The following is a 20,023-nucleotide window of genomic DNA, read 5'->3' as shown; positions in this document are numbered from 1 at the left end:
TTAATCTGCTTTCTTATTTTGATATATTTTCTTTTACGAGTAATGTTTGATTAGCTTTTTTAGATTTTACAAACCACAAACCAACAAAAATAACAATTCCACCTATCATTTGTTGTAAAGATAGCTGTTCTCTCGCCCATATTGCCGCAAATATAACTGCTACAAACGGTGTAACGTACATATACACCATCGTATGAGATGCACCAATCTTTTGAATCCCAACGTACCACATGACAAGCCCAAATACAGTAACGAAAAAAATCGAATATAATAACGAAAACCATGTACTGCCGTGCTGAATCTCAAAAGGCAGCTGAACAATTCGCCAACCGCTTAATAATACAAGCGGTACTGCACCAATCGCTGCTGACCAGGCCGTTACGCGCAAGGCTGAATATCTCTTCATAAGCGGCCCTGCTAAGACAGGATACAATCCCCAGCAAATCGAAGTAATGAGTCCAATTGCATTGCCATAAAAAGAGTCCACAAGTGAATGCCCCGCAAGTAATACAAGTGCTGCTCCTATACACGCAATGACCGATCCAATGAGTTTACGTGATGAAAGCTGTTCTTCTTTCAAGAATACGGCAAACATTGTTGTAAAAATAGGAGAAATCGAAATTAATAGTGACGCATTAGTTGCAGACGTATGTTGAATTGTCTCCATAAACAGCGTTTGATACAGCGTAATCCCCACCATACTAACGAAAATAAGCCTGACAACATCTTTCCATGCAATATAAAGCGATTTTTCTATGTAAAACGCCAACAATAATAAAAGCGGTGCAGCAGTAACCATGCGCATTGCTGTAAATTGAATTGCTGTTAATTCTACAAGACCGTATTTTCCGATTGTATAATTGATTCCCCATATGATAACGACACAGAAAAGCAGTAATTCAATTCCCCATCTTTTCATACATTTCCCCCACTATGTCTAATCCTTTACCTCATTAAATTTCAAGAAACATGTTAAAATTCCTTCTTTCCTTCAAACATCCTACTTATCCTTTCTATATGCGTAAGGTTTTGCATACATAATAAAGGAAGAATATGTATGAACAAAGAAAAAAATACTAGGACAGATGGAATAACAACCCTTAAGGTATGCATAAGGTTTTATCATACGAAAGGAGGAATATATATGAGTACAGACAAACGACTAGAACATGTAGAACAACAACTCGAAAAGATAGAAAATCTACTATCCCAGTGACAGCATAGGAAGCGAAAAACCATCATCACAGTCATACTTATTATACTCCTTCTATTTCTCGTTGTTCTTGGAGGCCTTTCTTTCTACCTCTTTGGAAACGGTGATTCCTCAACCGAAACCGAGACAATTATTCAAGAACAAGAAATTCCTTAATACGTACGTGCTTATATCATTAGACAGAAACTCTCACCGCTAATTCTCTTACAGACTATTTTCCTTCACCTATCTTCTTTGTCTTCCCTAAATCTTAACGTATACAAGCAGCAAAATAAAAAAGAAGAAAGCAAATGTAATCTGCTTTCTTCTTTTTTTCTATCAATTAAACCCTAACATGCAATTTCATGTTCGGATTATAATATTGACTCGGGCTTTTTAATTGAAAACTTCCTCCTGATTCCTGAAAATCAACAATCAAGTTATCATCCATAAAAACAAGCTTCGTTCGATCTGCAATAAACTGAAATTTGTTTGATGAAATCTCTACATCACGCTCATCTTTTTCAGATACAGCAACCAAATCAATAATCCCACTCATCACACAGCCGCATCCTTCGTTATCATAAAATAATTTTATATATTTTGCCTCACTTGGAATCATTTCTTTTATTTTTACATATGCCGCTTCTGTCACTGTAACATTCATTCTTTTTTTCCTCCTACATATATAACAATTATCCTATTGTACCATTCTTTTTCATAAATCGGCTCGGTTTATATATACAGAAAATTCATTCAAATGTATAATAAACTTCATATATTTTCCAAAGGAGGAGATTGCATCATGCCAACACTCCAAGACATACAACATAAATTAGATACTTTATTTGCAGTGCACAAATATGGAATAGACCCTGGATTTAGTCGGTTTATTCCATATGTTTACGATCCAATCTCTTTTCCGTGGCAAGATTTCTTTGAGGATGATTTTGTTACATATTTTAACGGGCTCATGCTAAAAGGAGAAGATACTGTTCGTAACGTATTTCTAGCTGTCTTTCCAACAAATGAGGTGCTAGACAGATTTCTTGATGAAGGAAAAGCTGGAGATTTATTATTTATGCACCATCCTCTTGTCATGGAATGCGGAGACCCGCACGGCTTACCAGGGCGCGGATTCGTTCCTATTCCAGAACATTATTTACGGGCCATAAAAGAAAAAGGATTATCCGTGTACACATGTCATGTGCCAATGGATCGTCACAAAGCATATGGTACAAATATCGCTATCGCCAAAGCGCTGCATGCGTCAGTCATTGAAAGCTTTGCTGAAGACGACGGGTTAATTTGTGAAATTGCCCCAATACATACAAATGCATTAATCGGAAAAGCAAAAAGCATTTTTGATATTCCGTATGTAGACTTTGAAGGACAAGAACGTTCTCATATTTCAAAAATCGCCATCGTCGCTGGTTGCGGTGATAAAGTAAGTATGATGCAAGAAGCAGAAGAAAAAGGTGCACAAGCTTATATTACTGGAGAGGTGCATTGCCATATTGATAACGAATATGGAAAAAAGAAATATGCCATCATGAAAGAGTACGTCCCTCATACAAATATGTCGCTGATTGGGGTCTCTCATTCTGCGTCTGAGTTTTTAGTGAAAAAGACGTTAATGTATGATTGGTTTTCGCATAACTTTCATGTAAATGTTGTGTTATTGCCGCAGAATAAATGGTGGTATTAATACAAAAAGCGCTATTCTTTCTGTAAAAAAGAATAGCGCTTTTTCCTACTCATTCAAAAATCACTTTAAATTCAAAACGAGTGTTTTACCTACTTAATCTCCTTCACTACAAGTGAAGCGTATGCCTCTGCCCCTGTTTTCGTCAAATGGACTCCATCTGGTTCAAAATACTCCTGCTTCCCAGCACTTGCTGAATACCAATCGACTAGTGTGACATTTGAGAAATTCTCCGCTGCTTCTTTTAATCTTTCATTAACCAATGATTCCCATGGACGAGGCACTCTTGTATTAATTAATATAACTTTACGTTCATTACCTATCGATTGAATCAATGATGTGATTTGCTCAGTAGTAAATGCTCCATTTGTACCTAATCCGATAATTACATACTCTCCTAAATTACCATCTTTTTTCATTTGATCTACCGTGGCGGTTGCTTCAGACATTTGTCTTCCAATCTTCGCATCGATCTTAATATTAGGAAAAGTATTTTTCAAATATGGAGATATGTCAATCATAATTGAATCTCCAATGGCTGTAACTGTTGGAGGTTCTTTAGGCTTCTCAGAAACCGTTCCTTTTTCTTCTTTATTTTGAGCTGATTTATCAGCCTGTTCTTTTTGTTCCGTTTGTTCTTTTGGTTTTGTTTGCTCTTTTGGTTTTGATTGTTCTTTTTGTTCTGTTTGTACTGCTTCTATACTAGCTTTTTTAGAATCCGCTTTTGCTTGGCTCCCTGTTAATAAACCGAAACCAGCTGTCACAGAAACCAATAGTGCAAATGCTAAAGCTAGCTTACCACTTAACGCTAAGTTTCTTATGCTTAAGTTATGTAAACGAATATTCTTCAATGCACCTTGACGAATTGGATTTTCGATAAATTTCCATGAAAGCTGCGCTATAAACAGAATAAGAAAAAGTTGAAAAATAGCCCTCGTAAACTGAAATTCTCCAGTACTTACTTGCGGACTTGTCAATGTGATAATCGGATAATGCCAGAGATATATCCCATAGGATCGGACACCCATCCATCGTAAAGGCCTAAACCTTAAAAATACACTAATTCGGCTAGCTGGATGAGCAAGGTTCGCTACTAATAATGCCGTAACAACCGAGAAAAGGAACATTCCTCCGCGGTATAGGAATGGATCATATTGATTCGTCTTCCAAAACATAAAGAGAATCACAATAAGAGCAATTCCTCCAATTACATCAAGAGCAAGACGAGCTGACGGGATAATTTTATTAGCAAGCCTACTGCTCGGCCAAATGAAAGCAAGTGCTGCACCAATCAGTAAGGAAAACGCCCTTGTATCGGTACCATAATAAACCCTACTTGGATCAGCGCCCGGTACATATATCATTGCCATTGCGACAGCTGAAGCAATCGCTCCGAGAAAAATAAGTAACGTTATACGTGACTGTTTTTTTATATAGGAAAATCCTAAACTAATTATGAGCGGCCAAACTACATAGAACTGTTCCTCAACAGCTAATGACCAAAAATGATTCAGTGGAGCAAGTTGGCCAAAACTATCAAAATATGATACTTTGTGAAATATATACCACCAGTTACTAACATAGAATAAAGCTGCTAATGAATCTCCCCACATTTTTCCAAGTAAAGAACTATGAAAAATTGTAATCCATGCTAAGATTATAACAAGCATGACAAGCATTCCTGGAAGCAATCTCCTTGCCCTACGCAACCAGAAATTTTTCAAATCAATCCTCTTTTTTTCCTTCCATTCAATAACAAGAAGATCAGTAATTAAATAACCAGAAAGTACAAAAAATACAGTAACGCCTAGGAATCCTCCAGGCAGCCACTTAGGATTGAGATGATACAAAATAACACCTAGTATGGCTAGGCCTCTTAGACTTTCTAATCCAACCATATAACGACGATCTTTCTTTAATGGTTCAGGCATTCACAGTCACCTCCCATGTCTCTCTAAGAATTCTATCAATTTTATACTATAACCCGAATATAAACCCATCTGTATTTTACGTAATACTACATTTTAAAATGTATCATCAATCATGTAAAGGTTCAACTGAGATACGTGTAATGTGGTTCCGGCACAAGAAATCTACCGAACTTGGACATATTGATTCTATCAAATTAAAAAGGATAATTTTTAGAAAATGCTAGTTTATATAACAAATTCCCTTTATCCCCCACCTATCTTCCTCGCTTCTCTCTCAATCTTGAGGTGGGGTCTTACTGCCCAAAAATAGCGGGATAAAATTCACAAACCGATCATTCTGTAAAAATGGTACTACTTGCAGTAGATTTAGAGATGTACTATGTGTTACGTCCTCTGCAAATCCACGTTCACGTAACTCTCGGCCACTCCCACAATCCCAAATGAACTCATTAAGATTGGACTTTGCATATTGAAAAGCACCCATACATAACTGTACTTCACCTGACTTGCTTCCCCGTAAATTTTCTATGATTGCACCTGCTCCTAAATAATCTTCTATTGCTGGTCTCAGCTCATTTTCATCTTCCTTTGGATCTTCCCAATGTTCTCCGCAAGGGACAACCGTAATATTTGCACCAGTTTGTTTTTGGAGGAGATTCGCAGCTTCCGCAACAGCTGAAGCATTCAGTAAACAGCCAATGAAAAGAGCAGGAACTTTCGAAGCAATCCATGTACAAGACGCACCGTTTAATGAACATAAAACAAATCTGCTCCCCTGATCAGCATCGTTAAATGTCACCGGGGATAAAGAATGCTTGCCCATTTTCGCTGCTTCTGCCCTGCTTAACATAAGCTCTGCACCTAATTGCTGTGCATACGCTTTTGCTTTTTCATTTAATGGCGGCGGATATGGAAAGATCTCAGCCCCTACATGTAAAGCTGTGACTACGGTTGAAGAAAAACTAAGAACATCTACAATAATAGTAATATCTCCTCGCTTTGCTGCCTCCCTAGCGCCGCGCCGTCCCCATTCTATGCGGCATTGAAATGAAGATTGATCAAAGACTGACATATAGTATCCCCCATCCATTATCATTACTTTCACTCTCATGTTAGCTGCATACTATAAAAAGAAATAGACTATTTTTCAGAATTTTGATAACATGTTGAATGAGGTCTATATAAAAAAGCAATGTAATAACTTACACATACAGTGAGCTATTACATCGCTTTTTTATCTCATTATGCAAAACTTAAAAAGTCCACCTCTGTATACGGAACTCCCTGTTCAATTCGGTATCGTAAATCTTTTAATGTATAAGCTTGCCAATCTTCTAACTTGTCCAGAGCCCATACTTCATGAAACAGCGTGAATAAAAAAACTTCCCGCAGTTTAAGAAAAAGTGGAATTTGCTTTAGTATTTCTTTATTCATACGATGTTCTTTACTATATCCTTCTATGAAATACTTCATGAATTCCTGTGGAAAGGATACATGTTCCGGTCTTACTGATAATCCTTGCCACACTGCGTGATAAAATGATACGGCAATATCCTGTGCAAACCAGCAAAATGAGCAATCATCAAAATCAAAGATTGTTAATGTGTTATCCCGCACAAAAAAGTTTCCTTGATGGAGGTCATTATGGATCAGTCCATATGTATCTCTTTCCCTTGAGAGCGCCTGAACTTCTGTAATTATTTTTTCATAGCTTGTGGCTAATGGTTTACTGATTGATAATAAAAAGTTCATAGATTTTCTATTCGGCTCCCAACTTGGCCTCTCGTACTCTTCATCATGACTATGCTTCCGCTTAGCAAACGCGTGCATCTTTCCAATCGTTTGTCCCCAATTTTGAAACAGCTTCGTATTCCATTCACGCTCATTCGCAACATTCACAAACTGACCAGGTGCTTTTACAAATGAAGTGATAAAAAATGACTCTTCATCTATATCTATTCGTTCTATATCATTTCCGAAACAAGAGACAACTGGCAAGGAAACATTTACACCGCCTTCGTCTAAACTGCGTATAAAATCTAGTTCACTTTGGATTTGCCTAATCGTTCTACGAAAACTAGGCGTAACGCGTAAAATACGCCTTTCTCCTTCATACGTATACTCATATACCTCATTTTGAAATCCGCCAGAGAGCTTAACACAACTTTCCTCTTTTCCTCCAAAACATTTCACTGCTTGTTTGATTTTCGCATGCATGTTATATACCTCTTCTCTTCTTTCCTTTGCACATTTTCTTCATCTCTTTTAACAAAGCGATACTTCCATTTTTATGACGAAAAAACCAAAATCCGCACACCACTATTTTTTCTTTCCTGCTCAAAAAATTCCTCCTCTGTCCACTCACATATAGGCATTTACCTACATACATTAAAGTAGATGTATTTTTAGGAGGTGTCATAAATTGCGAAAAGTTCTAGCGTGTTTTTTAATTGTCTTCCTTACTGCCTTTACGTTTGTTGCGTGTAATAAAAAAGAGGAAAGTACAAAGTTAGAGAAAGTGCGCGTTGGTGAGGTAACACATTCATTATTTTATGCTCCGTTATATGTCGCTATGGAAAAAGGATTTTTTAAAGATGAAGGGTTAGACATTGATTTGCAAACAACTGCTGGCGGCGATAAAACGATGACAGCTTTATTATCAAATGGCATCGATATTGCCCTTGTTGGTTCAGAAACATCTATTTATGTTTACGCTCAAGGTGCAAAAGATCCTGTCATTAACTTTGCGCAATTAACACAAACAGACGGAACATTCCTCGTTTCTCGTAAAAAATTGGATTCCTTTAATTGGAGTGATGTGAAAGGTACAACTTTCCTCGGGCAACGTAAAGGCGGTATGCCGCAAATGGTTGGCGAATACGTACTGAAAAAGCATGGAATTGATCCGCACAAAGATACAAATTTAATTCAAAATATCGAGTTTGCAAATATTGCAAATGCCTTTGCTTCTGGAACAGGTGATTTCGTACAGCTCTTCGAACCAACTGCTAGTATTCTCGAGAAAGAAGGAAAAGGCTACATCGTCGCTTCCTTTGGCGTCGAATCTGGAACTGTTCCGTATACAACCTTTATGGCAAAAGAAAGCTTTTTGAAGAAAGACAAAGCAACTGCAGAAAAATTTACACGCGCCCTTTATAAAGCGCAGCAATGGGTCGATACACATAGCCCCGAAGAAATTGCAAAAGCCGTTGAACCACGCTTTAAAGATACATCAAAAGATATTATGGTGAAAGTTATTGATCGTTACAAAACGCAACATTCGTACGCAACGAATCCATTATTAGATGAAGCAGAGTGGAAACAACTGCAAAGTATTATGAAAGAAGCTGGCGAATTACCGAAAGAAGTGCAACATAAAGATTTAGTGAACACATCCATTGCAGAAAGTGTTATTAAGAAGTAGAGGACCGTACAATGAAATTGCTACAGCTTTCTAACGTATCTCATTGCTTCTTCTCAAAAGAAAACGCCAGCCTCGTCTTATCAAAGATTTCCTTAACAATTGAGGAAGGAGAATTTATCTCCTTCCTTGGCCCAAGTGGCTGCGGCAAAACAACACTACTTTCTATTATTTCAGGCTTACTGCAGCCAATTGAAGGAACTGTCTTTCTCGACGGAGAATGTGTGACAAAACCAACATCCTCCATCGGCTATATGCTTCAGCAAGATTACTTGTTCCCGTGGAAAACGATTGAAGAGAACATCTCAGTCGGCTTACGCATTACAAAAGAATACACATCAAAAACGAAACAACACGCCTTGCAGCTATTAGAACAAGTCGGTCTGCAAGGGGTTGAAAAACAATATCCGCATGAATTATCAGGAGGAATGCGCCAGCGCGCTGCTCTCGTTCGGACACTCGCAACAAACCCGAAAATATTATTACTAGACGAACCATTCTCTGCACTCGATTATCAAACAAAATTAAAATTAGAAGAACTCGTTTTTTCCATTTTAAAAGAATATAAGAAAACATCGCTTCTCGTTACACACGACATCGAAGAGGCTATTGCAATGAGCGATCGCATTTACTTACTGCAAGCCAAACCAGGACGCATCGCCAAAGTCTTTTCTGTTCCAGAAAACATTCGCTCCCTTTCACCATTTGAAGCGCGTCAGCATCCCGATTTCCCTTCATTCTTCCAGTTAATATGGAAGGAGTTGGAACACCTTGGATAATATAAAAGAAATTCACCAAGACTTTCGAAAACGAGAAATAAAACGGACACTTGCTGTACGAACGTTGCAGCTATTCATTCTCTTCCTCTTTTTCGCATTGTGGGAAGTCGCTAGCCGAAACCAGTGGATTGATCCATTATTATTTAGTTCACCTTCTAGCATTCTTCACTTACTCATTACAAAATGGCAAGATAATTCCCTTTGGCCGCACATTTATACAACGCTCTTTGAAACGTGCCTTGGCTTTATACTCGGAACATTTCTTGGTACGTGCATTGCAACCTTCCTTTGGTGGAGCCCTTTCATTGCCCGTGTACTCGATCCATACCTTGTCGTCTTAAATGCAATGCCAAAGGTCGCGCTCGGTCCGATTATTATTGTCATCTTCGGTCCGAATATCTCATCTGCAGTGGCGATGGGTGTCATCATTTCCATCATCGTTACCATTCTCGTCATTTACAGTGCCTTTCAAGAAGTGGACGCCAATTATTTGAAAGTCATGCAAACCTTTGGCGCAAACAAATGGCAATGTTATAAACAAGTCATCTTACCAGCATCGTTCCCAGCCATCATTTCTACATTAAAAGTAAACGTCGGTCTCTCTTGGGTTGGGGTTATTTTCGGGGAACTGCTCATTTCAAAAGAAGGACTCGGCTATTTAATTAGCTACGGCTTTCAAGTCTTTAACTTTACGCTCGTTTTGCTTAGCGTACTTCTCACATGTATTCTCGCAACACTTATGTATGTGCTTGTTGCAGGATTTGAAAAGTTCATTACGCGTACGAAAAAAGCAACCTAACAATGTATAGGTTGCTTTTCATATTAGTCACGAATAACTTTTGTTCCTGCAATAAAATCATGAATAGAACGTTTATCTTTTCGCAGTGCTACCATAAATGCACTTACGATAAATCCAATACCAATTGTAAGTGTATATACAATTCCACCTAATAGGTAGCGTTTTAACGTAGTCCAAATCGTAATTTTCTTTCCATCAATACGTACAATTCGAATATCTAATGCTTTCTTACCTACTGTAAACCCTGCCCATACGACAGGAACAATTAGATAGTATAACGTTTCTAAAATACCTATTATATTATCTGATTTCTCCTTAGACATATCTAACCACATAAAAATTACAAGAAAAGGAACTAAAACTAGTCCATCTAAAAAATTAGCTCCAAATCGTCTCCAAAATCCTGCTAGTTGTTGATTCATATTATCTTCTCCATTCTCTTGTGTATTTTATACAAATCTCTCTTTAGATTTTGGATGTATTTATAGATTCTCTTTTCTTGTCCAAACACCCTATCACAAATTTGAATGTTTTTATCAAACGTAAATGAATTAAAAGCGATACTCATGCTTAGACAAAAAAATTCGCATCTCCTCTATATATCACATCCAAAAACTATAACCTTCACAGTATAACAAATTTCGAGGTAACTCGACATTTTATTTTCGTATTATTCACGAATCATAATGTTATACTTATCCCCAATCTCACATCAACGAACAGTACTCACCAATTAAAATTTCATTAACATTTCCACAAGTGGTATTTTAAAAGCACCTAAGAAGATAGGAATGATAAGTGCAAAAACAAGAAATATCCCTTGAACTATCCGCTTTTTCCAGTGAGATTCAGATGCAAATTTTTGATAAAAATAACAAAAAAGAATAGCTGAAAATAAGAATAAGTAGCCAATCAAAGGAGGATACAATTGTGACATTACTATAGGGGGATATTCAGCATTTGGAGCGTCCAAAAACATAGAAACACCGAATACAATTAACAAAAATATCCCCAAGTTAATCATATGAAAAGATCCAATCAATAGAATTACTATTAAAATAAATTTGTTTTTTAATAGATTAGTTAAACTATTATTCATAACTCATGCATTCTCTCTCTTTTGTATAATGTCTTTATCCTGTTTTTCACCTTATGCCTCTTCCACTTCCTCCGAAATTTGCTGTAACCCTGACAGCACTTCCGCTCTCATCTTCACAAGCTCTGGAAATTGATAAAAGAAAGCAATCTTTTGATACTTTAATTCTTGTGATTCTTTCACTTTGCTAGAATCTTGTAAAATAAACGCGGTAAATGTATCAGCAATGTCTTCTGCGACATTCGTTGTTGCATATTCAGAAACAAATTTGTCTTCATGTTCTTTAAAAAACTGCATTTGCGCTTCTAAATTTGTTTCTACTTTTTTCTCTTTCCATTCACTTTCAATTGGTTTCCAAAACTGCTCATAAAATTGATTTACATACGAATCTTTTTTTGTACAGCCTTCTGTTAAAAACAGCGCCGTACATTTTGCTTCATATGCCGAAATGTCTTTTTCCTCTGTAACATCTTTTATATACTTCTGATCCACAGGAATTTGTGTGCTATTCAATGTTAAAACATGAGCAGTTTCATGAATTAACGTTTTCATCACTTCATTTATATTTACGTTAGAATCTAACGCATCTAAACTTATTATCCAGTCTTCAGGATTTTCTGCATTTTGCATAACATGAGCAACAATATTATCGTATCCGTCCGTTACAATATCGAATTCTTTAATATCCTCTCTATATTTTGCTGGAATTAAGAGGCTGTACATGTCCCATAGCGTTTGATGATAATCCATATCTTCATGAGATGCGATCACTTCTTTACTTGCATCTTTATCATCAGCAAATACTTTATATAATCTCTTTTTATCTAACTCTTCAAAATATGGATCTGCTAACTCATCATTATCAATATAATAAGAGGCTAAAAAGAAGTAACGGTCGTCATCTTTTCTTTGTTCTTCATAGGCTGTTAATTGTTCTTTATTTTCTACTTCCGTATATGCTTCTAGTTCAGAAATTCCCTGCATTTTTTTATTAATCTTACTAAGGAATGCATCTCCCTTTTTTATACATTCTTCTTTTATTTTACATATCTCTTGTTCTTCTGCCACATCTGTTGCTTTACTACAGCTACTAATAAAGCAAATGAATATGAGCAAAAATAAAAAATGAATACGGTGTTTCCTCATAACGTCCTCCCTACACTCTATTATGTCATTGAAATCATAATCAATTTTGACAAGATATACAACAGCACGATTTAACTATTATTCACTTGGTAAAAGTAACTTCATTTAATCTGGACGCCGCCGTCCGCTGCAACTCCCCTACTAACATGCAAAAAAACTCGGCTGTTTCGTAAAACAGCCGAGTTTTTTATCTTTTCTATATTCCAGTATTCTCATTCCCATATTGAGTGATTTTTTCCATTCTCCAAATCCCATATGAGAGTAAGCCTCCAATAAGGAAAAACATTGTAATGGCAGTTATCATTAAAGTTAACGCAGCTTACTTCTTTTCTTAGGATGAATTTTGAGGTGAGGGTATTACTACCCGCGAATAGCGGGATAAAAAGCAATCCAATATACTTGGATTGCTTTTTACATGCCTTCGAGGTATCATTCTACATCTACATACGATTTCTCCTCATTCTTCACGTCAAGTACATCAAGCAAGAAGATAAAAATCGGAATCCCAATTATTAACCCCCACACACCAAAAAAATGCTCTGAAAATATAAGGATCATAAACGTATAGAAAATTGGTAAATTCGTTTTTGCAGACATAAATTTTGGATTTAAAAAATAGCTTTCAAACGCATGAATGACTGTAATGAAAATTAAAATGTATACTACATATGTAATCCCACCAATATTATAGGCAATAATACAAAGTGGAAATAGCGAAATGATTACACCTGCAACTGGGATGAGCCCAAGCAAAAAAATCATTACTGCTAATACAAGGAGCTGTGGAAATCCTAAAAGCCAAAGTGCAATAACTGAAAGAATACCATTTACAACAGCGATTAAAAACTGTGCCTCAATAACTTTTCCAAATGAACGTACAAATTTCTGTCCAAAATATGCAATCTCATTGTAAAAAATGCTAAGCTTACTATCTTTGAATTTAGAAGTGAAAGCTATAATACGCTCTTTTTCTAACAAGAAGAACAAACTTAAAATAAGGGAAAGAAACATTTGCAAACTTACTTTTCCAATATTAGCTAAAGACTGATAAATAACATCGACACTTTGTTCAATATACTTTGATACTTCCATCTCTTTAATGGTAGAAATCAAATATTTTATAATTTCATTATCAGGTGGCTGCTTAAAAAACACTTGAAACTGATGAATTAACTGTGAAACTTGAACGGTAATGACCGGTAAATATTTATATAACGTGGTAATAATCAACATAACTAAAACAATGTATAAAAAAGCGATAATTACTTTCCTATTTATCCGTACAAAACGATTAAGCTTTTCAGAAATAAACCTTTGAAAATGATCCATTAAAAACGTAAGGATAAAGGTAATCAATATTAAATTAATCATACTTTTTAACCCATATAATATAAGGGTTAAAATTACTAACACAAGCAACCTTTGAAATCCTTTACTTTGAAAGAAATTTTTTATTTGCATCATTAGGACTCGATCTCCCCCTTCAGTGGATAGAAATTCAATATATTCATGAAAACGTTAATCATTTATCTATTGCTTTCTACCTGCTTTCTTTGTTTTTATTCGTATACAAAAAACACATGTAATATAATATGCGTATGTAGATAAAAAAAGGAAGAATCAATTTTCAGCAGTTATATAATTAATCTACAGAAAAGGAGAAGTGTAGATGAAAAATTATGAGGGGTAGCTGGATTTACGTGTTAGACGTACACTATAAAAATACTTTTCATGATATTGAATTGTCATATAAAGAGGAAGCAAGATACTCGTTGCGATCCCCATCAAAAGGGCAGATAACTCAATCCAAATCGGTGAAAGAGGCGCTAACATCCCGCAAACAGCTGCGAAGATTGCAACGAGAAGAAAGCCTAACAATGACTCCCGAGTCTTCACTTTTTGGAAAAACGAATGAATGAGGAATGCCCCCCGTATACTTAAATGTATAGAAAATAATAAGCGGAAGCCCACCATGCAAGGAAGTGTCATAAGAATTTCCGATAATGGTAAACAAAAAATACGGCAAAAAGATAATTGTATTCATGAGAGCGTATGTAAAATAATTAAATTGAATCATATCACAAACCTCTTTTTATATAATATTTTTGAGTCCTCTCTAGCATGAATAAGGAAATACAATCAAAAAATAAAAAGAAATCGACTGCTCTATTTCGTGAAACAGCCGATTTCTTCTATATGCTGCATTGTGCGCGCTAGTACGTCATCGCGCATAATGAAACTAAAGCGTCTATTCTCTTTAATATTTTCTGGAATATCTGTTAGTAGTACAGATCCCTTCGTTTCTTCATAGTGCGTATGTTGTTCTACTGCACTAATTGTTGCGAAATAAATGTTTTTAATGATTATTTTGTCTTTTCCGGATACTTTATATTGTCCGATATACGTTAAGCTTGATACAATGCCGCCCGTTTCTTCATGAACTTCACGAGCTGCCGCTTCTTCCGGTGTTTCCCCAGCTTCTACTTTTCCACCTGGAAATTCAAGACCCCGGCGCAAATGATGTGTTAATAACCATTGGTTCCCATATCGACACACAACCCAAACGTGCTTTGGTTCTGGAGAAAATGGGTAACGTTCAAACGATAATTGTACAGTGTTATGATAATAATCTTTAAATGTGTACATGCCCTACTCCCCTATTGATGGTTACAAGTTTCTTACCATAAATTGTAGCACATTCTGACTAGTATGACTAATCTTATCCAATCATAACCCGTTGATAATTCCCATCTGTGCAATCAATTCTTTCGCTTCCTGATCCCCTAATTCATAAATCATTCGATATGCTTCTTGTAGTTGTTCATCGAACCGATCATTATTAGAATCATTATGATATTCGACAAACGGAACATGAGAGCGCACAAATGCTCCAAGATCTTCACGATATGCTTGATCAAAATATTCTCGGAGCTTAATAATTTCCTCGTTTGTCGCTTGAATCGCAAAACTATATGTATTGGCCGTTTTCACCTGTGAGATTTCACCATTTGCAACTGAAACATAGTATGTTTTCTTATCCATAGAACGTCCCTTCTTTCACCCGCTTTATTTTCTATTGTTTTCATTTTCTTACAAAAATATGTAAAAGAGAGCATATGCAATGATAAAATAAAGAAAAGGGGGCCTTTCTATGATGAAGATATTAATTATAGCAGTCATTATTGTGATTGTTGTATTATTACTCTCAGTATTAACGATTAATAAGGGATATTCTTATAAACATTCAGTAGATTCTATAGAGGATAATCCGTATCAAGAAGAAAAGGGACAGTAACATGCTGAAAATATTAAGCATTACTTTTTCTATCATCACGCTATTTTTAGCCGCTTTTGGACTTTTTACAGATAACATTCCATTCATTTTACCTTATATGTTCATCTCTCTAGGACTCATCTTTTTCGTTTCTAGTATTGCAGAATTTCAAAAAAAACAAACATCTGCTGGGATTTTTCTGTTTCTTACTGGTGCATTTGCATTATATATTCCTCTATTACAGTCCCTTCGCTAAACGAAACACGATGTGAATGCTACGATGCTAAAAATACTTCGCATTCTATTTAATACAATCACTTCTATATATCAGCGCTTTTTACAATATATCGGCGCTTCGACACGATATAAAGTGAAACTTTCATCAGTGACGCTTTTCTCACTGATGGAAAGCTCTCACCAATCGGGCTTTTACGGGCAGTTTTCTTCCCCGCTCTTCTCCAGCCTTTACTGCCCGTTAATGCGGGATAAAGACCCCGCGACACCATTCGACATACATATATCCGCCAATTAAAAAAAGCTGCCTATCACAGGCAGCTTTCCTTCATCTTATCCAAACACTTTCTCAAGTTCATCTTTATCTTGGCTTAACCAGAAATTCATTAAGCGTTTTGCGCCTTCTAAGTCATGAAGTTTCGCTTGACCGCACTGCGTTTCGTTTGCAGCAGGAATTTCTGTGATTTTTACTGCATCTTGCAGTGTTAACTCTAATAAATCGATGATTTCGCGTACTGTTGGCGTACCGCTTACAACAAGATAATATCCTGTTTGGCAACCCATTGGCGAAATATCAATAATATCAAAATGAGGATAACGATCAATATATTTACGTAAATTAAATGCTAATAAATGTTCTAGCGTATGAATCACATCTGGCTTCATCGCTTGCTTATTTGGTTGGCAAAAACGAATATCAAATTTATTCACGACACCGTCGCTGCCTACTTGATGAACGCCGCAATGTCTTACGTAAGGCGCTTTTACAATTGTATGATCTAATTCAAAGCTTTCTACTGATGGCATATGCATCTCTCCCGCTTTTATTTTAATTCCGTTATATCCAATATGATATAACGGAATTACAAATTAGTAAAGTATTATGTACAGACCATGCTATAATACTTACAGCATATGCAAGAAAGGAGATCGTTATGAAACGCATTTTCATCGGTATTATTCGCTTTTACCAAACATTCATTTCCCCAATGACGCCGCCAACGTGCCGCTTTCACCCAACGTGTTCTCACTACGGACTAGAAGCGATTCAAACTCACGGCGCATTAAAAGGAAGCTGGCTTACAGTGAAACGAATTTTGAAATGCCACCCGTTTCATCCAGGCGGATTCGATCCTGTACCAGAGAAAAAACAAAAAGATAATTAACCTTCGTAGCCATTTACAACAACGTCTAACTTTCCAGTGTCTGGATGAATAACAAGTCCATGCACAGGCACTTCTATTGGCATAAGCGGATGGTTCCGAAGGATAGAAACACTATGCTCTACGCTTTCTTCTACACTTGAGAATCCACGTAAAAACCTTTCTAAATCAATTCCAGAATAACGAAGTGTGTCTAGTTTCTCTTCTGAAATACCGCGCTCTTTCATCTTTTCAATCGTGCTGCTCGCTTGAATTTTAGCCATACCGCAATCATGGTGACCAACTACACACACTTCATTTGCACCAAGTTCATAAACCGCGACTAAAATGCTACGCATAATACTTCCAAATGGATGTGAAATAACAGCGCCAGCTACTTTAATAATTTTCACATCACCGTTACGCATGTTCATCGCTTTTGGCAATAGTTCTACAAGACGTGTGTCCATACATGAAATAATAACCATTTTTTTATTCGGGAATTTTCCTGTTTCATATTCTTCATACTTTTTACTTTCAACAAATTCCTGATTATATTGCAAAATCTCTTCTAATGCTTTCAAAGTAAAACCCCTCTTTCTTCATATAATTACAAATTAAGTGTATCAAAGAATGAAAAAAACAAAAAATGTATTGCTTTATTCTAAAAATACGATTTTTTCAGATAACAGCCATAATTCTTCCATAATTCTCACACAGTTCTGTAACAACTCCCCCACACTTTGCTCAAATTCTCACTATAAACTATTTGTAGATAATGAAAAAAAGGAGTGAATCATTACTATGTCCGACGTTCTGTTACTGAGTCGTTTTCAGTTTGCAATTACAATCTTTTATCATTTCTTATTTGTACCGTTAACACTCGGACTTGTTATTTTAGTAGCGTTTATGGAAACGCAATATGCGCGTACATTGAATCCAACGTACCGCAAAATGGCGAACTTTTGGGGTAAATTATTTACCATTAACTTCGTAATGGGAATTATCACTGGGATTACAATGGAATTCCAATTCGGAACAAACTGGTCTGAGTACTCCAAATACATGGGAGATATTTTTGGATCCCCATTAGCGATAGAAGCACTTGTTGCCTTCTTCTTAGAATCTACTTTCATGGGAATTTGGTTGTTCGGTAAAGATAAAATTTCACCAAAATTCCGTGCATTCTCTATGTGGATGGTCGCACTTGGAACAAATATTTCCGCACTTTGGATCATTACAGCGAACGGCTTTATGCAAAACCCTGTTGGCTATGTAGTCCGCAATGGCCGCGCTGAATTAAATGACTTTTGGGCACTAGTTACAAATCCATATGCGTGGCATATGTTCTTCCACACTGTTGTTGGTTGTTACATCGTTGGTGCATTCTTCGTTATGGCTATCAGTGCGTATCACTTACTACGTAAAAATGAGGTTGCATTCTTTAAAAAATCATTTAAGTACGGTTTAATATTCGGTTTATTTGCAGCAACTGCAACACCTTTCATCGGTCATGAATCCGGTGCTTTCGCAGCAAAAATGCAGCCTGCAAAAGGTGCAGCAATGGAAGCAGTTTGGGAAACCGGGGAAGGACAAGGCTTCTCCATTATTCAAATTCCTGATGTGAAAAATGAAAAAAACTTTGAAGCATTAACAATTCCAAAACTCGGCAGCTTCTTCTATACAAACTCATTTGATGGAAAAATTGTCGGTTTAAAAGATATTCCGAAAGACGAGCGTCCAAACGTGAATCTTGTTTATTACAGCTTCCGTTTAATGGTTGCACTTGGTACATTCTTTATGGCACTAACATGGTTTGGTTTCTATTTAATGCAAAAAGGAAAACTAGAAAACTCAAAACGTTTCTTAAAAATTACAATGTGGTCTGTATTACTTCCGTATGTAGCAATTAACGCTGGTTGGATTGTTGCAGAAGCAGGACGTCAGCCTTGGACAGTGTACAAACTAATGCGAACAGCAGAATCAGTTTCACCAATTTCTGTACCGCAGATTTGGTTCTCTTTAATTAGCTTAATCTTGTTCTACACTTTACTATTAATTGCTGATGTATACCTTATGTTAAAATTTGCGAAAAAAGGTCCAGCAGCATTAGAAGAAACGAATCAAGGAGGTGTAGCTCATGTCTCATGATACACTTGCAATTATTTGGTTCGTCTTATGGGGCGTGATTTGGACAGTTTACTTTATTCTCGATGGCTATGCACTTGGTAACGGAATGATTTTTCCATTTGTTACGAAGGATCGCCAAGAACGAAATCAATTGCAGGAAGCAATTGGACCGTTTTGGGGCGGTAACGAAGTATGGTTAATTACAGCAGGGGGAGCAACATTTGCTGCTTTCCCAATCACATATGCAAACATGTTCAGCTACTTATATACACCGTTATTTTTAGTATTAATTGCTCTGTTCGCTCGTGCAGCAGGATTAGAATTTATGCATAAAGATGATTCACCAGTTTGGCAAACTGTTTGTAAATGGACGTATGCGGTTGGTAGTTTCTTAATTGCTTTCTTATTCGGCGTTACATTCGCTAACCTGTACTACGGACTACAAATTGGTAAACATGGCTATGAAGGAAACTTACTTAGCTTATTACATCCTTACGGTATTTTAGGCGGTCTCTTCTTCACTGCAATCTTTGTCGTATCCGGTGCACTTTGGGTTATGATTAAAACGACTGGTGAAGTATCAGATCGTGCTTATAAAATTGCCAAACCATTTTCGATGGCAGCAGCAACCATTTTAGCTATCTTCTACGTCGCAACGGCAAACCTTACAAACTTATTCCAAAACTTTACGGAATACCCTGTACTGTTTATCATCCCGTTACTTGCGATGTTAATGAGTGTCATCATAATCATTATGGTTTTCAAACGTAAAATTGGTTTAGCGTTCACATTTGTTTGCTTAACAATCGCCATGTTTATGGCAACTGGTTTTGCTGGCATGTTCCCAAGAATGTTGCCATCTCGCATTAACGATGCATACAGCACAACATTATTCCAAGCAGCAGGCAGTGAATTAAACTTAAAAATTATGTTCTTTGTTGCAATAGTCATGGTACCAATTGTTATTGGCTATCAATTATGGAGCTACACAATCTTTAAAGAGAAAATTCATAAAGACTCTGCGAAGGGATATCATTAAAATAAAAAAGAAGCCTGTTTTTAGCAGGCTTCTTTTTTATTTTGGCTGTGATAAATTTTAATATTGATATTCATATAAAAAAATAGGGAACTCTCCCTGAATTACAATAAATGTTAATTTATACTAATGAATATG

The 20,023-nt window shown here is 36.4% G+C and carries 22 protein-coding genes; 9 read left to right on the top strand and 13 right to left on the bottom strand.

Going from position 1 to position 20,023, the window contains the following annotated elements; genetic code table 11:
* Window positions 1-13: 13 nt before the first annotated feature.
* Window positions 14-919: a DMT family transporter gene (locus CN326_RS04390; RefSeq protein WP_098306597.1), complete on the bottom strand. Its 906-nt coding sequence runs from the start codon at window positions 917-919 to the stop codon at window positions 14-16.
* Window positions 920-1,535: 616 nt separating this feature from the next.
* Complete coding sequence (locus CN326_RS04385) at window positions 1,536-1,859, bottom strand: iron-sulfur cluster biosynthesis family protein (protein WP_098306595.1); 324 nt, start codon at window positions 1,857-1,859, stop codon at window positions 1,536-1,538.
* Between the two features lie 138 nt (window positions 1,860-1,997).
* Between CN326_RS04385 and CN326_RS04380 the strand changes: the two genes are divergently transcribed.
* Window positions 1,998-2,900 carry a Nif3-like dinuclear metal center hexameric protein gene (locus CN326_RS04380; protein WP_098306593.1) on the top strand — a complete coding sequence of 301 codons (903 nt, stop codon included), beginning with the start codon at window positions 1,998-2,000 and terminating at the stop codon, window positions 2,898-2,900.
* Between the two features lie 89 nt (window positions 2,901-2,989).
* On the opposite strand, the gene CN326_RS04375 is transcribed toward CN326_RS04380, so the two are convergent.
* The 3 genes from CN326_RS04375 to CN326_RS04365 all read right to left on the bottom strand — a co-directional run bounded on the left by CN326_RS04375 (window position 2,990) and on the right by CN326_RS04365 (window position 7,045).
* Complete coding sequence (locus CN326_RS04375) at window positions 2,990-4,828, bottom strand: acyltransferase family protein (protein WP_098306591.1); 1,839 nt, start codon at window positions 4,826-4,828, stop codon at window positions 2,990-2,992.
* Between the two features lie 274 nt (window positions 4,829-5,102).
* Entirely contained in the window at window positions 5,103-5,900 is a 798-nt protein-coding gene (locus tag CN326_RS04370) for a 2-phosphosulfolactate phosphatase (protein WP_098306589.1), read from the bottom strand.
* A 170-nt stretch (window positions 5,901-6,070) separates the two neighbouring features.
* Window positions 6,071-7,045 carry a phosphotransferase enzyme family protein gene (locus CN326_RS04365; protein WP_098306587.1) on the bottom strand — a complete coding sequence of 325 codons (975 nt, stop codon included), beginning with the start codon at window positions 7,043-7,045 and terminating at the stop codon, window positions 6,071-6,073.
* Window positions 7,046-7,250: 205 nt separating this feature from the next.
* On the opposite strand from CN326_RS04365, the gene CN326_RS04360 reads away from it, so the two are divergent.
* Genes CN326_RS04360 through CN326_RS04350 form a run of 3 tightly spaced genes read left to right on the top strand, consistent with a single transcriptional unit; the run spans window position 7,251 to window position 9,827 of the window.
* Complete coding sequence (locus CN326_RS04360) at window positions 7,251-8,252, top strand: ABC transporter substrate-binding protein (RefSeq protein ID WP_098306585.1); 1,002 nt, start codon at window positions 7,251-7,253, stop codon at window positions 8,250-8,252.
* Window positions 8,253-8,263: 11 nt separating this feature from the next.
* Complete coding sequence (locus CN326_RS04355) at window positions 8,264-9,028, top strand: ABC transporter ATP-binding protein (protein WP_098306583.1); 765 nt, start codon at window positions 8,264-8,266, stop codon at window positions 9,026-9,028.
* Window positions 9,021-9,827 (top strand): ABC transporter permease, encoded by an 807-nt coding sequence (locus tag CN326_RS04350; RefSeq protein WP_098306581.1) that lies wholly within the window; start codon window positions 9,021-9,023, stop codon window positions 9,825-9,827. The genes CN326_RS04355 and CN326_RS04350 overlap by 8 nt, the downstream gene beginning before the upstream one ends.
* 23 nt (window positions 9,828-9,850) lie before the next feature.
* Here the strand turns inward: CN326_RS04350 and CN326_RS04345 are convergent, their stop codons facing one another.
* The 6 genes from CN326_RS04345 to CN326_RS04310 form a co-directional block, all read right to left on the bottom strand.
* Window positions 9,851-10,249 (bottom strand): RDD family protein, encoded by a 399-nt coding sequence (locus tag CN326_RS04345; protein WP_098306579.1) that lies wholly within the window; start codon window positions 10,247-10,249, stop codon window positions 9,851-9,853.
* 311 nt (window positions 10,250-10,560) lie between these two features.
* Window positions 10,561-10,926, bottom strand: coding sequence for a hypothetical protein (locus tag CN326_RS04340; RefSeq protein ID WP_098306577.1), 366 nt, complete (start codon window positions 10,924-10,926; stop codon window positions 10,561-10,563).
* A gap of 51 nt (window positions 10,927-10,977) precedes the next feature.
* Window positions 10,978-12,069, bottom strand: a complete 1,092-nt coding sequence (locus tag CN326_RS04335; RefSeq protein WP_098306575.1) for a hypothetical protein — start codon at window positions 12,067-12,069, stop codon at window positions 10,978-10,980.
* A 429-nt stretch (window positions 12,070-12,498) separates the two neighbouring features.
* Window positions 12,499-13,533: an AI-2E family transporter gene (locus CN326_RS04330; RefSeq protein WP_098306573.1), complete on the bottom strand. Its 1,035-nt coding sequence runs from the start codon at window positions 13,531-13,533 to the stop codon at window positions 12,499-12,501.
* A gap of 702 nt (window positions 13,534-14,235) precedes the next feature.
* The gene (gene ytkD / locus CN326_RS04315; RefSeq protein WP_098306566.1) at window positions 14,236-14,715 is read right to left on the bottom strand and encodes an RNA deprotection pyrophosphohydrolase; all 480 of its coding nucleotides are present in this window, start codon (window positions 14,713-14,715) and stop codon (window positions 14,236-14,238) included.
* 81 nt (window positions 14,716-14,796) lie between these two features.
* Window positions 14,797-15,111, bottom strand: coding sequence for a hydrolase (locus CN326_RS04310; protein WP_098306564.1), 315 nt, complete (start codon window positions 15,109-15,111; stop codon window positions 14,797-14,799).
* Window positions 15,112-15,220: 109 nt separating this feature from the next.
* On the opposite strand from CN326_RS04310, the gene ytzI reads away from it, so the two are divergent.
* Complete coding sequence (ytzI, locus tag CN326_RS04305) at window positions 15,221-15,364, top strand: YtzI protein (RefSeq protein ID WP_098306562.1); 144 nt, start codon at window positions 15,221-15,223, stop codon at window positions 15,362-15,364.
* A gap of 1 nt (window position 15,365) precedes the next feature.
* Window positions 15,366-15,599 carry a DUF3953 domain-containing protein gene (locus tag CN326_RS04300; RefSeq protein ID WP_098306560.1) on the top strand — a complete coding sequence of 78 codons (234 nt, stop codon included), beginning with the start codon at window positions 15,366-15,368 and terminating at the stop codon, window positions 15,597-15,599.
* 311 nt (window positions 15,600-15,910) lie between these two features.
* On the opposite strand, the gene luxS is transcribed toward CN326_RS04300, so the two are convergent.
* Window positions 15,911-16,384 carry an S-ribosylhomocysteine lyase LuxS gene (luxS, locus tag CN326_RS04295; protein ID WP_098306558.1) on the bottom strand — a complete coding sequence of 158 codons (474 nt, stop codon included), beginning with the start codon at window positions 16,382-16,384 and terminating at the stop codon, window positions 15,911-15,913.
* A 128-nt stretch (window positions 16,385-16,512) separates the two neighbouring features.
* On the opposite strand from luxS, the gene yidD reads away from it, so the two are divergent.
* Entirely contained in the window at window positions 16,513-16,743 is a 231-nt protein-coding gene (gene yidD / locus CN326_RS04290) for a membrane protein insertion efficiency factor YidD (protein ID WP_098306556.1), read from the top strand.
* Here yidD and CN326_RS04285 read toward each other — a convergent pair.
* The gene (locus CN326_RS04285; protein ID WP_098306554.1) at window positions 16,740-17,303 is read right to left on the bottom strand and encodes a beta-class carbonic anhydrase; all 564 of its coding nucleotides are present in this window, start codon (window positions 17,301-17,303) and stop codon (window positions 16,740-16,742) included. The genes yidD and CN326_RS04285 overlap by 4 nt on opposite strands.
* A 220-nt stretch (window positions 17,304-17,523) precedes the next feature.
* Between CN326_RS04285 and CN326_RS04280 the strand changes: the two genes are divergently transcribed.
* On the top strand, window positions 17,524-18,870 hold the full coding sequence (locus CN326_RS04280; protein WP_098306552.1) for a cytochrome ubiquinol oxidase subunit I: 1,347 nt from the start codon (window positions 17,524-17,526) through the stop codon (window positions 18,868-18,870).
* The gene (cydB, locus tag CN326_RS04275; protein WP_098306550.1) at window positions 18,860-19,888 is read left to right on the top strand and encodes a cytochrome d ubiquinol oxidase subunit II; all 1,029 of its coding nucleotides are present in this window, start codon (window positions 18,860-18,862) and stop codon (window positions 19,886-19,888) included. The genes CN326_RS04280 and cydB overlap by 11 nt, the downstream gene beginning before the upstream one ends.
* The last annotated feature ends 135 nt before the right edge of the window (window positions 19,889-20,023 follow it).

The sequence above is a fragment of the Bacillus sp. AFS018417 genome (assembly GCF_002560985.1).
In the GTDB taxonomy this organism is placed as follows: Bacteria; Bacillota; Bacilli; order Bacillales; family Bacillaceae_G; genus Bacillus_A; species Bacillus_A rhizoplanae.
Note: the sequence above shows the minus strand (reverse complement) of the source record. Positions and strands in the feature narration are given on the sequence as shown.

Excerpts from the sequence above, each read along its gene's own strand:
- CN326_RS04390 (WP_098306597.1), bottom strand. The coding sequence starts at position 919 with ATGAAAAGATGGGGAATTGAATTACTGCTTTTCTGTGTCGTTATCATA.
- CN326_RS04385 (WP_098306595.1), bottom strand. The coding sequence starts at position 1,859 with ATGAATGTTACAGTGACAGAAGCGGCATATGTAAAAATAAAAGAAATG.
- CN326_RS04380 (WP_098306593.1), top strand. The coding sequence starts at position 1,998 with ATGCCAACACTCCAAGACATACAACATAAATTAGATACTTTATTTGCA.
- CN326_RS04375 (WP_098306591.1), bottom strand. The coding sequence starts at position 4,828 with ATGCCTGAACCATTAAAGAAAGATCGTCGTTATATGGTTGGATTAGAA.
- CN326_RS04370 (WP_098306589.1), bottom strand. The coding sequence starts at position 5,900 with ATGTCAGTCTTTGATCAATCTTCATTTCAATGCCGCATAGAATGGGGA.
- CN326_RS04365 (WP_098306587.1), bottom strand. The coding sequence starts at position 7,045 with ATGCATGCGAAAATCAAACAAGCAGTGAAATGTTTTGGAGGAAAAGAG.
- CN326_RS04355 (WP_098306583.1), top strand. The coding sequence starts at position 8,264 with ATGAAATTGCTACAGCTTTCTAACGTATCTCATTGCTTCTTCTCAAAA.
- CN326_RS04345 (WP_098306579.1), bottom strand. The coding sequence starts at position 10,249 with ATGAATCAACAACTAGCAGGATTTTGGAGACGATTTGGAGCTAATTTT.
- CN326_RS04340 (WP_098306577.1), bottom strand. The coding sequence starts at position 10,926 with ATGAATAATAGTTTAACTAATCTATTAAAAAACAAATTTATTTTAATA.
- CN326_RS04335 (WP_098306575.1), bottom strand. The coding sequence starts at position 12,069 with ATGAGGAAACACCGTATTCATTTTTTATTTTTGCTCATATTCATTTGC.
- CN326_RS04330 (WP_098306573.1), bottom strand. The coding sequence starts at position 13,533 with ATGATGCAAATAAAAAATTTCTTTCAAAGTAAAGGATTTCAAAGGTTG.
- ytkD (WP_098306566.1), bottom strand. The coding sequence starts at position 14,715 with ATGTACACATTTAAAGATTATTATCATAACACTGTACAATTATCGTTT.
- CN326_RS04310 (WP_098306564.1), bottom strand. The coding sequence starts at position 15,111 with ATGGATAAGAAAACATACTATGTTTCAGTTGCAAATGGTGAAATCTCA.
- ytzI (WP_098306562.1), top strand. The coding sequence starts at position 15,221 with ATGATGAAGATATTAATTATAGCAGTCATTATTGTGATTGTTGTATTA.
- CN326_RS04300 (WP_098306560.1), top strand. The coding sequence starts at position 15,366 with ATGCTGAAAATATTAAGCATTACTTTTTCTATCATCACGCTATTTTTA.
- luxS (WP_098306558.1), bottom strand. The coding sequence starts at position 16,384 with ATGCCATCAGTAGAAAGCTTTGAATTAGATCATACAATTGTAAAAGCG.
- yidD (WP_098306556.1), top strand. The coding sequence starts at position 16,513 with ATGAAACGCATTTTCATCGGTATTATTCGCTTTTACCAAACATTCATT.
- CN326_RS04280 (WP_098306552.1), top strand. The coding sequence starts at position 17,524 with ATGTCCGACGTTCTGTTACTGAGTCGTTTTCAGTTTGCAATTACAATC.
- cydB (WP_098306550.1), top strand. The coding sequence starts at position 18,860 with ATGTCTCATGATACACTTGCAATTATTTGGTTCGTCTTATGGGGCGTG.